The following is a 13,809-nucleotide window of genomic DNA, read 5'->3' as shown; positions in this document are numbered from 1 at the left end:
GTCCGGACCGCACCCTCCCCCGCAGACCAGTCTGCTCTCCGGGGACCGTCGCACGCTAGGGGCCCTTTTCCCGCTGCGGAAACGGACGGGCGCGCCCCGGGTCCGGGCCGCGCAGGTCCGGTATCGGCGCGGAATCCGCACCGGCCGGAGGACAGTAGGCTTAAAGGCATGGCTCCCGAAGACACCCCCGTAGCGCCCGAACGCCGATCCGTGACCGTCCGGCGCGCTCCGAAGTACGTCCCGTTCCTCATCGCGGGCGGCCTGCTGGGCATCGTCGTGGCAGCAGTGATCGCCTATGGGATCCCCACCAGCGACCAGAGCTACGACGCCAACGCCGTCTTCGGGTTCTTCCTGACCTTCTGCATCGCCGGCGGAGCGATTGTCGGCGCCATCGTCGCGCTGATCCTGGACCGGGTCAGCGTGCGGCGGTCCGAGAGCGCCGTCGTCGAATCCGTCCCCGATTCGGTGCCGGACACCGAGGACGAAGACCGCGCCTAAGCAGGCAGCGAAGGGGCCCGCAACCCCCGAAGGGTCACATTCGGGCCCCTCGGAGCGGCCCCGCCACGCAACGTGAGATAATCGACCAGTGGCACGCGGCGACGGAAAACTTTCTCATGACCTTCTCTCTGGCGAAAAAGGCCCGCAGGACGCATGTGGCGTCTTCGGCGTCTGGGCTCCCGGGGAGGAGGTGGCAAAACTCACCTATTACGGTCTGTACGCACTGCAGCACCGTGGCCAGGAGTCGGCTGGCATTGCGACCAGCGACGGCAAGCGGATCAACGTCTACAAGGACATGGGCCTCGTGTCCCAGGTCTTCGACGAGACCACGCTGAACACCCTGACCGGGCACCTCGCCGTCGGCCACTGCCGGTACTCCACCACCGGCGCGAGCCACTGGGCCAACGCCCAGCCCACCCTCGGTGCGACGGCCACCGGCACGGTGGCCCTGGCCCACAACGGCAACCTCACCAACACGGCCGAGCTCAAGGCCATGATCATGGACCGCAACGCCGGCCAGCTCACCGGTGAGATGAAGCAGGGCAACACCTCGGACACCGCCCTGGTCACCGCCCTGCTGGAGGGCGAGGAGGGCAAGTCCCTCGAACAGACCGCCCTGGAACTGCTGCCCAAGATCAAGGGCGGCTTCTGCTTCGTCTTCATGGACGAGGGCACCCTCTACGCGGCCCGCGACACCTACGGCATCCGCCCGCTGGTTCTCGGCAGGCTGGAACGCGGCTGGGTGGTCGCCTCCGAGCAGTCCGCCCTCGCCACGGTGGGCGCGAGCTTCATCCGCGAGATAGAGCCGGGCGAATTCATCGCCATCGACGAACAGGGCGTCCGCTCCCAGCGCTTCGCGGAGGCGACGCCGGCCGGCTGCGTCTTCGAATACGTCTACCTGGCCCGCCCCGACGCCGCGATCGCCGGCCGCTCGGTCTACGAATCCCGCGTTGAAATGGGCCGCCAGCTGGCCCGCGAGAACACTCAGGAAGCGGACATCGTCATCCCGGTGCCGGAGTCCGGCACCCCCGCCGCAGTCGGCTACGCCGAGGAATCCGGCATCCCCTTCGCCCACGGCTTCGTCAAGAACGCCTATGTGGGCCGCACGTTCATCCAGCCGTCGCAGACCTTGCGCCAGCTTGGCATCCGGCTTAAGCTCAACGCCCTCGAGTCCGTGATCCGCGGCAAGCGCGTGGTGGTGGTGGACGACTCGATCGTCCGCGGCAACACCCAGCGCGCGATCGTCCGGATGCTTCGCGAGGCCGGCGCCGCCGCCGTGCACGTGAAGATCTCCTCCCCGCCGGTCAAGTGGCCCTGCTTCTACGGCATCGACTTCGCCTCCCGCGCGGAGCTGATCGCCAACGGCGCCACCATCGAGGAGATTTCCCAGGCCATCGGCGCCGATTCGCTGGCCTACATTTCCGAGGACGGCATGATCGGCGCCACCCGGCAGCCGCGCGAACGTCTGTGCACCGCCTGCTTCACCGGCAAGTACCCGATCGAACTCCCCGGCGCGGACAAGCTCGGCAAGAACCTGCTCGAGCGCACGGACCTTGGTGGAGTGCCCGCCGGAAAGCCGAGCGGACTGCCCGCCATGGCCGCCACCCCCGGGATCCCGGGCGCCACCTCCGGAGCCACGGCCGACGCCGACGCCGCCATCCCGGCCAACGAGGACCCGGCGGAGAAGGCCGGCGCCACCGGCTGCGATCCGGGCCCGGATGCCGAATTCGAAGGACTGCTCACCGACGCCGACCGCGTCCCCGCCGACCAGCTTGATGCCGACAAGAAAGAGCCAGTATGACTTCCGCCTCCCCGGCCGCTGACACCAACGACGCCGGAACCCCCGGCATCACCTACGCCTCCGCCGGCGTCGACGTCGAAGCGGGCGACCGCGCCGTCGAACTCATGAAGGACGCCGTCAAGGCCACGCACAACTCCTCCGTGATCGGTGGCGTGGGCGGCTTCGCCGGCCTGTTCGACGTCTCCCGGCTGCTTACCTACCAGCGGCCCCTGCTGGCCACCTCCACCGACGGCGTCGGCACCAAGGTCGCCATCGCCCAGGCCATGGACATCCATGACACCATCGGCTTCGACCTAGTGGGCATGGTGGTGGACGACATCGTCGTCGTGGGCGCCGAACCGCTCTACATGACCGACTACATCGCCTGCGGCAAGGTGGTCCCCGAGCGCATCGCGGACATCGTCCGCGGCATCGCCGCCGCCTGCTCGGTGGCCGGCACCGCCCTTGTGGGCGGCGAAACCGCCGAGCACCCGGGCCTCCTTGGCGAGCACGAGTACGACGTCGCCGGTGCCGCCACCGGCGTGGTCGAGGCCGATTCCCTGCTGGGCCCGGACCGCGTCCGCTCCGGCGACGTGGTGATCGGCATGGCCTCCTCCGGCCTGCACTCCAACGGCTACTCCCTGGTCCGCCGCGTCATCAACCACGCCGGCTGGGCCCTGGACCGCGAGGTCTCCGAGTTTGAACGCACTCTGGGCGAGGAACTGCTGGAGCCCACCCGCGTCTACGCCGCGGACTGCCTGGACCTGGCCCGAACCTTCCCGGTCAACAGCTCCAAGGGCGTCCACGGCTTCAGCCACGTCACCGGCGGCGGCCTGGCCGCCAACCTGGCCCGCGTCCTCCCGCAGGGCCTGCTGGCCACCGTGGACCGCGCCACCTGGCAGCTTCCCGCCATCTTCAAGCTAGTCTCCGAGCTGGGCAACGTCCCGCTGGCCGACCTAGAGCGGACCCTCAATGTGGGCGTCGGCATGGTCGCGATCGTCTCGCCCGAGGCCGCCGACGCCGCCGTGGCCCACCTGAACGCCCGCGGCCTGCCGTCCTGGGTCATGGGCACCGTCGGGGAAAACTCCGACTCCATCGACAAGTCCGGCCCGGATTACGTCCAGGGCGCAAAGGGCGTCGACGGCGGCGCCGTGCGGATGGTCAACGCATACGCCGGCTAGCTTCAGAACCACCGTCCGGGCGCTTCCCACCAACGTGGGGAGCGCCCGCGGCGTTTAAGCGGGCTTCTCAGCGTGGCGGCCGGAAGTCGCCTAGACTTCCAGCAGGCTGATCACGCCGCCCTGCGGGTCACGGATGGTCGCGATGGTGCCGGCTTCCTCGACATCCTCCGGCTCGACCAGGACGGTGGCGCCGGCAGCGCGGGCGGCCTCCACGGCCGCGGGGACACTGTCAACGCCGAAGTACACCTGCCAGCCCGGGTCCAGGTGCTTCTCCGCGGCCGGGACGGTGGCGATCCCGGCCACCTCGACGCCGCCGACCATCAGGGTGGTGTAGGTGCCGCCGTCGTCCTGCGGGTATTCGGTGACCTCGTGGCCGAAGAGCGTCTGGAAGCACCCGACGGCGCGCTGCGGCTCGGGCGTGAGGAGCTCCACCCAGGACAGCGCCCCCGCCTCGCCGGCGCGGGCGGCCCCGATGTGCGTGCCGGGCTGCCAGGCTCCGGTGGTGCCGCCGCCGGGAGGAGTGAAGAAGACCATGGTGCCGGTGTCGCCCACCGCTTCCGGGCCGAAGTCCACCACACCTCCGGTGTGCGGCACGTCCGCGGCGAGCCCGGCGGCGTCGTCCACGGCGAAGTACACGTTCCACTGCGCCGGGATGCCGGACTGGCCCTGCGCCGGGTTCTGCGGGGCAATCACGGACACCAGGTCCCCGCCCAGGAAGGCCTTGGCATAGCTGCGGCCGTCAGGGGTGGGCAGGTCCTCGAAGCGCCAGCCGAGCAGCGCGCCGTAGAACTCCTTTGCCGAAGCGACGTCCGGGGTCTGGAGATCCACCCAGCACACCTCGCCCGGGGCGTAGGCCTTATGAAACGCCATGCTGGCTCCTTTCAAACGGTCTCGGCAACGGGAATCGGTGAGGGCATGCGAAAGCCCGCCGGGCACACCCAGTAAGGGTGCGCCCGGCGGGCTGAAAATCACGTCCGGCGCTCAAGGACCGCGCCGGAAAGGGAACGACTAGCCGATGCGACGGGTGTCAACCTCGTCGTCGTCTTCTTCCACATCGTCCGCGTACTTATCCACGTAAGCCGAATAATCCGGTTCAACCGGTTCATCCGCGAAGTGGCTCGAGGGACGACTTCCCGGGCCCGTCAGCTCGCGCTGCAGGGCGGAATAGTCAGTGTTCGGGGAGTAGTACTTGATGTCCCGAGCCTGCTTGGTAGCTTTTGCCTTTTGACGGCCGCGCCCCATGGCGTGACCCCCTTTTGTACTTGGACCGGAGGTGGTCACCTTGGCGATCGGTGAGGCCCCGGAATGATTGGTCAATTTGTCGTACACCTAGATTACATGCTTTCGGCAGGTACCGCTTGCCGGCGGAGGCTAAAGGCACTTCCCCCGCCCTTTCCGCCGCGCACGCGCGAGGTTACCGGAACGTAACCTTCCTGGCATATTCGATAGAGTCTCCTGATGGGCCTCCCACCAGCGGGGCCCAGCCGGACCGTCAGGCTGGCCAGATGCACTGAAAAGGTGGGTTCCGAGTGAGCGAAAAGCCGGACAGCGACGCTACGGCCGGGGACGGCACTACCCGTAACCCTGCGGTTCCGCCGGTGAACGCCGACGGCGACGGGGCACCCCAGGCGCCCCGCGCCCCTTTCGGCACCGTCATTCCGCCGCGGCCCGCCGCCCCACCGACGTCCTCCTTCGCCCGGGTCCCTGCCGCAGCCTCCCCCGCCGGTGAGCCCGCCGCTGAACCGTTCGCTTCCCCGGCCGGCGAACCCACTGACCAACCCGCCGCCGGAGATACCCGCGTGCAGAATCCCACCGCCGACACCGCATCGCAAGGCCCGGCACCCCGGAACCCCACGGACCAGGGCCTCGCAACGAGCCGCACGCGCCGCTCATCCCCCACGGGCCAGGTGGGCCAGATGGGTCAGCTGCTGTCCGACCGGATGGGCAAACTCCGCGCCTCGGACGCCGGCGCCAAGGCCCGGGATCTCGCGGGCCGGGCCACGACGGCGGTGCGCCGCTCCGGCCGGGGGAAGCTGATCGCCGGCGTCGCCGCCGTCGTCGTCCTCGCCCTGCTCATCTGGTGGATCGCCGCGCTGGCGGGCGGCTCCCGGGACGCAGGCGCGCCCGCGCCCGCCGGGAGCTCCTCCTCCCCCACCGCCGAGCGGGGAGCGCTGCCGCTGGAGAACGTCAGCCCGCTGGACTACCGGCTGGGCGACTGCTTCAAGGACTTCGACGCCAACGCCGCCAAATCGACCGTGGTCGCGTGCGACACCGCGCATTCGGCGCAACTGATCCAGATCGAGTCCTACGCCGCCTCGGACGCCTACCCGGGCCGGGATGCGCTGAAGCAGAAGGCGCTGGACGCCTGCAAGGCCGCGCAGCTGACCGACAAGTCGGGCAACTACGCCCTGAGCTACAAACTCGCGTACCCCAGCTCATCGAGCTGGGGTACGGGAGACCGGCGGGTGGACTGCTACGTCGCCTCGGATGCCGGCAACGTCATCATGGAGTCGCTGCTGCCGTAGCAGTGCCGCCCGTTTGGCGCTGCCATTGAGCGCGTCGCGCTTAGTCCTTGCGGCGGACCGAGAGGCCGCTGCCGCGGGAGGCGCCGCCGCGGGAGGCGCCGCCGTCGGGCCGGGCGGAGACGTCCGGGCCGCCCATGGTGAGCTCCATCAGGTCCGGCGCGGTATCCACCAGCACCGTGTCGCCGTCGGCGATCTTCCCGGCGAGGATGGCCTTGGCCAGCCGGTCGCCGATCTCGCGCTGGACCAGCCGGCGCAGCGGGCGGGCACCGTACGCCGGGTCATAGCCGGTGACGGCAAGCCAGGCGCGGGCACCCTCGGAGACTTCCAGGGTCAGGCGGCGACCCTTGAGCCGTTCGCCCAGCTCCTTGACCTGCAGCTCCACGATGTGGGCGAGCTCCTCCACCGTCAGCGGGTCGAACAGGACCACCTCGTCGAGCCGGTTCAGGAACTCCGGCTTGAAGGAGGCGTGCACGGTGGCCATCACGGCGTCCCGCTTGGCGGCGGCGTCCAGGGTCGGGTCCACCAGGAACTGGCTGCCCAGGTTCGAGGTCAGCACCAGGATCACGTTGCGGAAGTCCACGGTGCGGCCCTGGCCGTCGGTGAGGCGGCCGTCGTCGAGCACCTGCAGGAGGATGTCGAAGACCTCCGGGTGGGCCTTCTCCACCTCGTCGAGCAGCAGCACGGAGTAGGGCCGGCGGCGGACGGCCTCGGTCAGCTGGCCGCCCTCTTCGTAGCCGACGTAGCCCGGAGGGGCACCGACCAGCCGGGCCACGGAGTGCTTCTCCGAGTACTCGGACATGTCGATCCGCACCATGGCACGCTCGTCGTCGAAGAGGAAGTCGGCCAGGGATTTCGCCAGCTCGGTCTTGCCGACGCCGGTGGGGCCCAGGAAGAGGAATGAGCCGGTGGGCCGGTTGGGGTCGCTGATGCCGGCGCGGGCGCGGCGGACGGCGTCGGACACGGCGGTGACGGCCTTGGCCTGGCCGATCAGCCGCTCGCCCAGGACGTGTTCCATCTCCAGCAGCTTCTGGCTCTCGCCCTGCAGCATGCGGCCGGCGGGTATGCCGGTCCAGGCGGAAATCACCTCGGCGATGTCATCCGCGGTGACCTCGTCGGCCACCATCTGCCCGGACTTGTCCGGCACGGCAGCCTCGGCCTCGGCGGCGGCCGTCAGTTCCCGTTCCAGCGCCGGAATCTCTCCGTAGAGGATGCGGGAGGCGGCCTCCAGGTCACCCTCGCGCTGGGCCTTGTCCGCGGCGGACCGCAGCTCATCAAGCCGGGCGCGCAGGTCACCCACGCGGTTCAGGCCGGCCTTCTCCGACTCCCACCGGGCATTCAGGGCGGCCAGCTCTTCCTTCTTGTCCGCCATATCGGCGCGCAGGGCCTCGAGCCGTTCCACCGACGCCGGGTCGGTTTCGCCGGTCAGGGCCAGTTCTTCCATGGTCAGCCGGTCCACCTGGCGCTGCAGCTGGTCGATTTCCTCCGGCGCGGAGTCGATCTCCATCCGGAGCCGGGAGGCGGCCTCGTCCACCAGGTCGATGGCCTTGTCCGGCAGCTGGCGGCCGGAGATGTAGCGGTTGGAGAGGGTCGCGGCGGCCACCAGGGCGGAGTCGGCGATGGAGACCTTGTGGTGGGCCTCGTAGCGTTCCTTGAGGCCGCGGAGGATGCCGATGGTGTCCTCGACGCTCGGCTCGCCAACAAAGACCTGCTGGAAGCGCCGCTCCAGGGCCGGGTCCTTCTCGATGTTCTCGCGGTATTCGTCCAACGTGGTGGCGCCGATCAGGCGCAGTTCGCCGCGGGCCAGCATGGGCTTGAGCATGTTGCCGGCGTCCATCGAGCTGTCCCCGGAGGCGCCGGCACCCACCACGGTGTGCAGCTCGTCGATGAAGGTGACAATCTGGCCCTCGGAGTTCTTGATCTCCTCCAGGACCGCCTTCAGCCGTTCCTCGAACTCGCCGCGGTACTTGGCCCCGGCCACCATGGAGGCGAGGTCCAGGGCGATCAGGGTCTTGCCGCGCAGGCTTTCGGGCACGTCGCCGGCGACGATGCGCTGGGCGAGGCCCTCGACGACGGCGGTCTTGCCGACGCCGGGCTCGCCGATGATCACGGGGTTGTTCTTGGTGCGGCGGCTGAGGACCTGGATGATGCGGCGGATCTCGGCGTCGCGGCCGATCACCGGGTCCAGCTTGCCGGAGCGGGCGACGGCGGTGAGGTCCGTGCCGAACTTCTCCAGCGCCTGGAAGGTGTTCTCGGGGTCGGCGTTGTCCACCTTGCGGTCGCCACGGACACCGGGCAGGGCGGCGAGCAGCGCCTCGTGCGAGGCGCCTGCGTCGCGCAGCAGCCGTCCGACGTCGTCGCTGCCGGCCGCGAGGCCCAGCAGCAGGTGCTCGGTGGAGACGAAGGTGTCACCGAGGCGCTCGGCCTCGTTCTGGGCGTTTTTGATCGCCTGCATGGCCGTGCGGGACAGCTGGGCCTGCTGCACCGAGCTGCCGGAGGTGGACGGGAGGGCCTTGATGGCGGAGCTCGCCTGGACGCTGACGGCATCCGGATCGGTGCCGGTGGCTCGCAGCAGGGCGACGGCGACGCCCTCGCGGTGGTCCATGAGCGCCTTGAGCAGATGCGCCGGCTCCAGCTGCGGGTTGCCGGCCGTCGAGGCGTTCATGGCTGCGGCCGAAAGAGCCTCCTGGCTCTTGGTGGTGAATTTGGCGTCCAAAGAGAGCTCCTTCCGGGTGGGACTGATCGCTAAGTTGAGTGTACCCCGCTCAACTTTATCCAGACCCTCTTTGGCTCCATGTTTGCCCACGGCGAAACTGGTGTCTAGGGGCGGCATCCCCGCACCCTGGCCCCACAAAACAAACGATCCGGCTGTCGGTTCCCCCAAGGAACCGACGACCGGATCGGATAAGTGCTACAGACAGAGTGTGTCACAGATATGACAAAGTTGTCACACGGGCTCCGTGAAGTTGTTCTGCGTGTCGGTACGCTGGGGTCATGGATGAGACCCCCGCCGCCGAACACGGCGATCGCAGCACTTCCTCCGGCCGCCTATTCTTGGACAAGGAGCACCCCGCCGCGTGGCGTGCACTCAACGGGCTGGGCCTGAAAGCCAAGGAGGCCGCCACCGAGGCGGGCCTGGACCAGACGCTGATCGAGCTGTTGAACGTGCGGATCTCAGAGATCAACGGCTGTGCGTTTTGCCTGGACCTGCACGTCCACGACGCCGTCAAGAACGGTGAAACCGCGCAGCGCCTGGCGGTCCTGCCGGCCTGGCGGGACACGGACCTGTTCAGCGCCAAGGAGCGGGCCGCCCTGACCCTCGCCGAGGCGATCACCGACATTTCGGACCAGGCCGCCCGGGAACACGAGGGCCGGGCGGCCCGGCAGCAGCTGAGCGAGGCGGAGTTCTCGGCGATCAGCTGGCTGGCGATCACCATGAACGCCTTCAACCGGGTTTCGATCGTCAGCCAGCACCCGGTCCGCGCCCGCTAGGGGATCAGCCGGTCCGCCCGGAACCTGTCGAACAGGTCCGTGAACGAATCAAGGGTGCGGCGGTACCCGGTGAATCCGGCCACCCGGCTCTTGCTCATGTCCGCCAGCACCTCGATATTGCGGCCGAGGTCGCCGTCGGTGTGCCACCAGGACGAGACCCGGCCCAGGTCCGCTTCCGCCAGGCCGTGCCGGGCCGCGAGGTCCGCCCAGGTCTGCTCCATGCCCTGCATCTGGACCTCCAGCGGCCGGGGTGCGCCCTCGAAGCCGCCGTGTTCGACGCCGAAGTAGGCGGCCAGCCGCGGCCACATCCAGCGCCAGCGGAAGACGTCGCCGTTGACCACGTTGTACGCCTGGTTCGCCGCGCCGTCGTCCGTCGCTGCCCAGACCATGTGCTCGGCCAGCAGGCCGCTGTCCGTCATGTCCGTGAGGCTGTTCCACTGCGTCTCGGAGCCCGGGAAGATGAACGGCCTGCCGAGTTCCTTGCAGAGGGTCGCCTGCACGGCAAGGGTGAGGCCCATGTTCATCGCGTTGCCCACGGCGTGGCCGATCACGGTGTGGGCGCGGTGCACGGACCAGGTGAAGCCCTGCCGCTCCGCTGCCGCCCAGAGCTCGTCCTCCTGGTTGTAGTAGAAGTTGGCGACCGGTAGCCGGGGCTCCTCCTCGTGGAACGGCGTGTCCGGCATGTCGCCCTCGCCGTAGGCCTCGAACGGGCCGAGGTAGTGCTTCAGGCCGGTCATCAGCGCGACGTGGCGGACGGGGCTGTGGGAGACGGCACCCAGCAGGTTCCTCAGCAGCGCGGCGTTGACCCGGATGTTGTCCTGTTCCGTGTCCTGCCGGGACCAGGCGGTGAAGAACACCTGGGTGGGCCGCTCGCCGGCCAGGGCCGCGGCGAGGCTTTCCGGGGAACCGAGGTCCGCCGCGATGGAGCGGGCACCGGGGAGGACGGCGCCGCTGCGGGTCAGGGCCAGGACGTCCCAGCCGGTACCGGCGAGGAGGCTGACCAGGGCCGATCCGGCGATCCCGCTGGCGCCGACCACCAGCGCGGTCTGTCCTTGGCCTGTTTCAGAGTGCTGCACGGTATTCCTCCTGGTTGCGGGTGGGGCTCCCTCCACCCTAGGCCGGATAGATCGAGACCGCCGCCGCCTTGACCACGAAGTAGGCCCGCACCCCCGGGGCCAGGGACAGATCCGCGGATGCGGCGGGGGTGATGTCCGCGGCGAAGTCGCCCGCCCTGACCCTGATCTGGTCACCGTGCGGCTCCAGGTCCGTGACGGTGACGGCGAAGGCGTTGCGCGGGCTGCCGTGCGGCAGGTCGGGGAAGACGGAGACGGCCGACGGCGGGAACGCCGCCACGCCCGCCTGGCCCGGGACCGGGGTGTCCTCGTGCCGGCCCGCGAGCTCTGTACCCGGAGCGCCTTGGCCGCCTGGGCCTCTCAGGGCACCCGGGCCCCCGCCGGCCGGGTCCGGCAGCAGCCCGCCCGCCGTCACGGTGCCGGGGACCAGATTGAGCCCGGCCAGTCCGGCGGCGAACCTGCTCCGTGGCCGCGTGAGCACCTCGCGGGTGGGGCCCTGCTCGACGATCCGGCCTGCCTCGAGCACCACCACCGTGTCCGCGAGCATGTAGGCATCCAGGACGTCGTGGGTGACGATGATGGCGCGGCGGCCGGTCAGGACCCGTTTCAGCAGGCGACGCAGCAGGGGCGCGGCGTGGACGTCCAGGGCGGCCATCGGCTCGTCCAGCAGCAGCAGGCCCGGGTCGGCCGCGAGCGCGCGGGCCACGGCCACCCGTTGGGCCTGGCCTCCGGAGAGTTCGCCGGGCCGGCGGCCGGCCAGGTCCGTGGCCTCGACCTCGGCCAGCCAGCGGGCGGCCGCCTCCCGGGCCGCGGCGCGTCCGGCGCCGGCGCTGCGCGGACCGAAGGCCACGTTGTCCAGGGCGGTCAGGTGCGGGAAGAGCAGTGCCTCCTGAGCCAGCAGCGCGGTTCCGCGGCGGTGCGGCTGGGTCCACACCGTGCGGCCGCCGCCGAGGTGGAACAGCGCCCGGCCGTCGAGCGCGGCCGTGCCCGAGTCCGGGCGGATCAGGCCGGCGATAACGGAGAGCAGGGTGGATTTTCCGGCGCCGTTGGGGCCCAGGATGGCGACGGTTTCCGCAGCTCCCAGGTTCAGCGAGACGTCCAGGCCCCGGTCCGCGACCACGGCGTCAAGGGTGAACGTCATCGCCCCGCCTCCGCCGGATCGGCGTCCGGGATGCGGGACGAGGTGCGGGATGGCGAGGCAGCCGGTGTCCCGGGGCCGCGGTAGCTGACGCCCACGACGATGACCGCCACGGCCACCAGCAGCAGCGACAGGGCGACGGCGGCGTTGGCGTCGGTCTCCCGCTGCAGGTAGATCTCCAGCGGCAGGGTCCGGGTGATGCCCTGCAGGCTGCCGGCAAAGGTGAGGGTGGCGCCGAACTCGCCCAGGCTTCGGGCGAAGGAGAGGACCGCCCCGGAGGCGAGGCCGGGCAGCACCAGCGGCAACGTGACCCGCCGGAGCACGGTGCCGGGCCGGGCGCCGAGCGTCGCGGCCACCGCCTCGTACCGCTGGCCGCCGGCCCGCAGCGCCCCCTCCAGGCTGACCACCAGGAACGGCAGGGCGACGAATGTCTGCGCCAGGACCACCGCCGTCGTCGAGAAGGCAATCTGGATGCCCGCCACCTCCAGGCCGCGGCCCAGCAGCCCCTGCCGGCCGAAGGTGTAGAGCAGGGCGATGCCGCCGACCACCGGGGGGAGCACCAGGGGCAGCAGCACGAAGGACCGGAGCAGCCGCTGGCCGCGGAAGTCGCCGCGGGCCAGTACCAGCGCCAGTGGCACCCCCAGCAGGATGCAGAGCGCGGTGCTCGCGGCTGCCGTCCGCAGGCTCAGGCCCAGCGCCGTCAGGGAGGCGTCCGAGGTCACCAGCGGCAGGAAGTTGGGCCAGTCGACGCGGGCCACCACGGCTGCCAGGGGCAGCAGGATGAACGCGGCGGCGACGACGGCGAGCGACGCCACCCAGCGGGGGATGCCGCTGTAGCCGTGGCGCCTCGGCCCGGGGCGCCTCACGGACGCCCGAACCCGGCGTCGGCCAGCACCTTCTGGCCCTCGGCGCCGGTGACCTCGTCGAGGAAGGCGCCCGCGAGGTCCTTGTCGCGGCTGCCGCGCAGCGCGGTGATCGGGTAGGTGTTGACGGCGGCCGCGGACTCCGGGAAGGGCACTCCTTTGACCTTGCCCGCCGCGCCCTGAACGTCAGTGACGTAGACCAGTCCGGCGTCGGCCTCCCCCGATGCCACCTTGCCGAGGACGTCGGTGACCGAGGATTCCTCGCTGACCGGTGCCAGGCGCACCCCGGTCTTCCCCTCGACGGCCACTGCGGCCGCGCCGCAGGGGACCTGCGGTGCACAGACCACCACGCGGGTGCCCGGCCTGGTCAGGTCCGCGAAGGACGTGATGCCGGCGGGATTGGCCGGCGGCACCGCGATGGTGAGGGTGTTGCTGGCGAAGTTCCGCGGGCTGCCCTCGGCGAGCCCGGCGCCGGTCACCTTGGCCATGTTCGCGGGGTCGGCGGAGGCGAAGACATCCGCCGGGGCGCCCTGGCCCAGCTGGGTGGCGAGGTCGGAGGAACCGGCGAAGCTCAGGGTGACCTTGGTGCCGGGGTGGCTGGCCTCGAAACTGCGGGCCAGCGCGGTGAAGGGGGCCTTGAGGGAGGCCGCGGCGAAAACGGTGAGGGCTTTCCCCTCCCCTGCGCTGCCTCCGCTGCCGCAGCCGGCGGTCCCGGCGGCCAGGGCTGCGGCGGCGAGGAGCGCCGCGGCGCGGCGGATCATGACAGGGCCTTCCCGTGCGGGCCGCTGCCGTGCGGGCTCTCGATGATCACCGTGGTGGCCTTGACGACGGCGGTGGCGACGGAGCCGAGTTCCAGCCCGAGGTCCCGGACGGCCTCGCTGCTCATCAGCGACACCACACGGAACGGTCCGCACTGCAGCTCCACCTGCGCCATCACCGTGTCAGCGGTGATGCCGGTGACCAGGCCGACGAAGCGGTTGCGGGCCGAACTGCCGCCGCGGGACGGGTCCTCCGGGAGCCTGGCCTGGTCCCGGGCCACGCCGGCGAGCTCCAGCCCGTCCACCACCAGCCGGCCGGCGTCGTCCCGGTGCGGGGTCAGGGTTCCGCTCTCGGTCCAGCGGCGGACGGTATCGTCGCTGACACCCAGGAACCGGGCCGCTTCGGAGACGCGAAAAGTAGGCATAGGGCCACTATAGTCCGCAGATGCGGATGTTTGCCGCAATAATCGACGCAATTCCGGCTCTCGAACAAAGTGGCCCCCT

The 13,809-nt window shown here is 70.5% G+C and carries 13 protein-coding genes; 5 read left to right on the top strand and 8 right to left on the bottom strand.

The genetic code is table 11. The features are described from left to right. Positions 1-168: 168 nt before the first annotated feature. The 3 genes from ABC337_RS09710 (at position 169) to purM (ending at position 3,459) form a co-directional block, all read left to right on the top strand. Positions 169-498: a hypothetical protein gene (locus tag ABC337_RS09710; RefSeq protein ID WP_412884145.1), complete on the top strand. Its 330-nt coding sequence runs from the start codon at positions 169-171 to the stop codon at positions 496-498. A gap of 88 nt (positions 499-586) precedes the next feature. Next, positions 587-2,299 carry an amidophosphoribosyltransferase gene (gene purF / locus ABC337_RS09705; protein ID WP_412884146.1) on the top strand — a complete coding sequence of 571 codons (1,713 nt, stop codon included), beginning with the start codon at positions 587-589 and terminating at the stop codon, positions 2,297-2,299. Then, positions 2,296-3,459: a phosphoribosylformylglycinamidine cyclo-ligase gene (gene purM / locus ABC337_RS09700; RefSeq protein ID WP_412884147.1), complete on the top strand. Its 1,164-nt coding sequence runs from the start codon at positions 2,296-2,298 to the stop codon at positions 3,457-3,459. Before purF ends, purM begins: the two co-directional genes overlap by 4 nt. A 90-nt stretch (positions 3,460-3,549) precedes the next feature. Here the strand turns inward: purM and ABC337_RS09695 are convergent, their stop codons facing one another. Both ABC337_RS09695 and ABC337_RS09690 read right to left on the bottom strand, forming a co-directional pair. Beyond that, positions 3,550-4,329 carry a VOC family protein gene (locus ABC337_RS09695; RefSeq protein WP_412884148.1) on the bottom strand — a complete coding sequence of 260 codons (780 nt, stop codon included), beginning with the start codon at positions 4,327-4,329 and terminating at the stop codon, positions 3,550-3,552. Positions 4,330-4,467: 138 nt separating this feature from the next. Further along, the gene (locus tag ABC337_RS09690; RefSeq protein WP_290256489.1) at positions 4,468-4,701 is read right to left on the bottom strand and encodes a DUF3073 domain-containing protein; all 234 of its coding nucleotides are present in this window, start codon (positions 4,699-4,701) and stop codon (positions 4,468-4,470) included. Between the two features lie 287 nt (positions 4,702-4,988). On the opposite strand from ABC337_RS09690, the gene ABC337_RS09685 reads away from it, so the two are divergent. Beyond that, a complete protein-coding gene (locus tag ABC337_RS09685; protein WP_412884149.1) occupies positions 4,989-5,984 on the top strand; it encodes a septum formation family protein in 996 nt (331 codons plus the stop codon). Positions 5,985-6,024: 40 nt separating this feature from the next. Here ABC337_RS09685 and clpB read toward each other — a convergent pair whose 3' ends face one another. After that, the gene (clpB, locus tag ABC337_RS09680) at positions 6,025-8,697 is read right to left on the bottom strand and encodes an ATP-dependent chaperone ClpB (RefSeq protein WP_412884150.1); all 2,673 of its coding nucleotides are present in this window, start codon (positions 8,695-8,697) and stop codon (positions 6,025-6,027) included. 278 nt (positions 8,698-8,975) lie between these two features. Here clpB and ABC337_RS09675 point away from each other — a divergent pair, with 278 nt between their 5' ends. Beyond that, on the top strand, positions 8,976-9,473 hold the full coding sequence (locus ABC337_RS09675; protein WP_412884151.1) for a carboxymuconolactone decarboxylase family protein: 498 nt from the start codon (positions 8,976-8,978) through the stop codon (positions 9,471-9,473). Here the strand turns inward: ABC337_RS09675 and ABC337_RS09670 are convergent. From ABC337_RS09670 to ABC337_RS09650, 5 genes are read right to left on the bottom strand one after another with little or no spacing between them, the layout of a single operon-like run. Beyond that, entirely contained in the window at positions 9,470-10,549 is a 1,080-nt protein-coding gene (locus ABC337_RS09670) for an SDR family oxidoreductase (protein WP_412884152.1), read from the bottom strand. The two genes, ABC337_RS09675 and ABC337_RS09670, sit on opposite strands and share 4 nt — an antisense overlap. A 37-nt stretch (positions 10,550-10,586) precedes the next feature. Further along, entirely contained in the window at positions 10,587-11,687 is a 1,101-nt protein-coding gene (locus tag ABC337_RS09665) for a sulfate/molybdate ABC transporter ATP-binding protein (protein WP_412884153.1), read from the bottom strand. After that, on the bottom strand, positions 11,684-12,550 hold the full coding sequence (locus tag ABC337_RS09660) for an ABC transporter permease (RefSeq protein ID WP_412884154.1): 867 nt from the start codon (positions 12,548-12,550) through the stop codon (positions 11,684-11,686). Before ABC337_RS09660 ends, ABC337_RS09665 begins: the two co-directional genes overlap by 4 nt. Beyond that, on the bottom strand, positions 12,547-13,308 hold the full coding sequence (modA, locus tag ABC337_RS09655; protein ID WP_412884155.1) for a molybdate ABC transporter substrate-binding protein: 762 nt from the start codon (positions 13,306-13,308) through the stop codon (positions 12,547-12,549). Before modA ends, ABC337_RS09660 begins: the two co-directional genes overlap by 4 nt. After that, positions 13,305-13,730, bottom strand: a complete 426-nt coding sequence (locus ABC337_RS09650) for a TOBE domain-containing protein (RefSeq protein ID WP_412884156.1) — start codon at positions 13,728-13,730, stop codon at positions 13,305-13,307. The genes modA and ABC337_RS09650 overlap by 4 nt, the downstream gene beginning before the upstream one ends. Positions 13,731-13,809 lie beyond the last annotated feature (79 nt).

It is taken from the genome of Arthrobacter phoenicis (genome assembly GCF_047238215.1).
Lineage (GTDB): Bacteria > Actinomycetota > Actinomycetes > Actinomycetales > Micrococcaceae > Arthrobacter.
The sequence above is the reverse complement of the archived record's forward strand: the minus strand, read 5'-3'. Positions and strand labels throughout refer to the sequence as shown.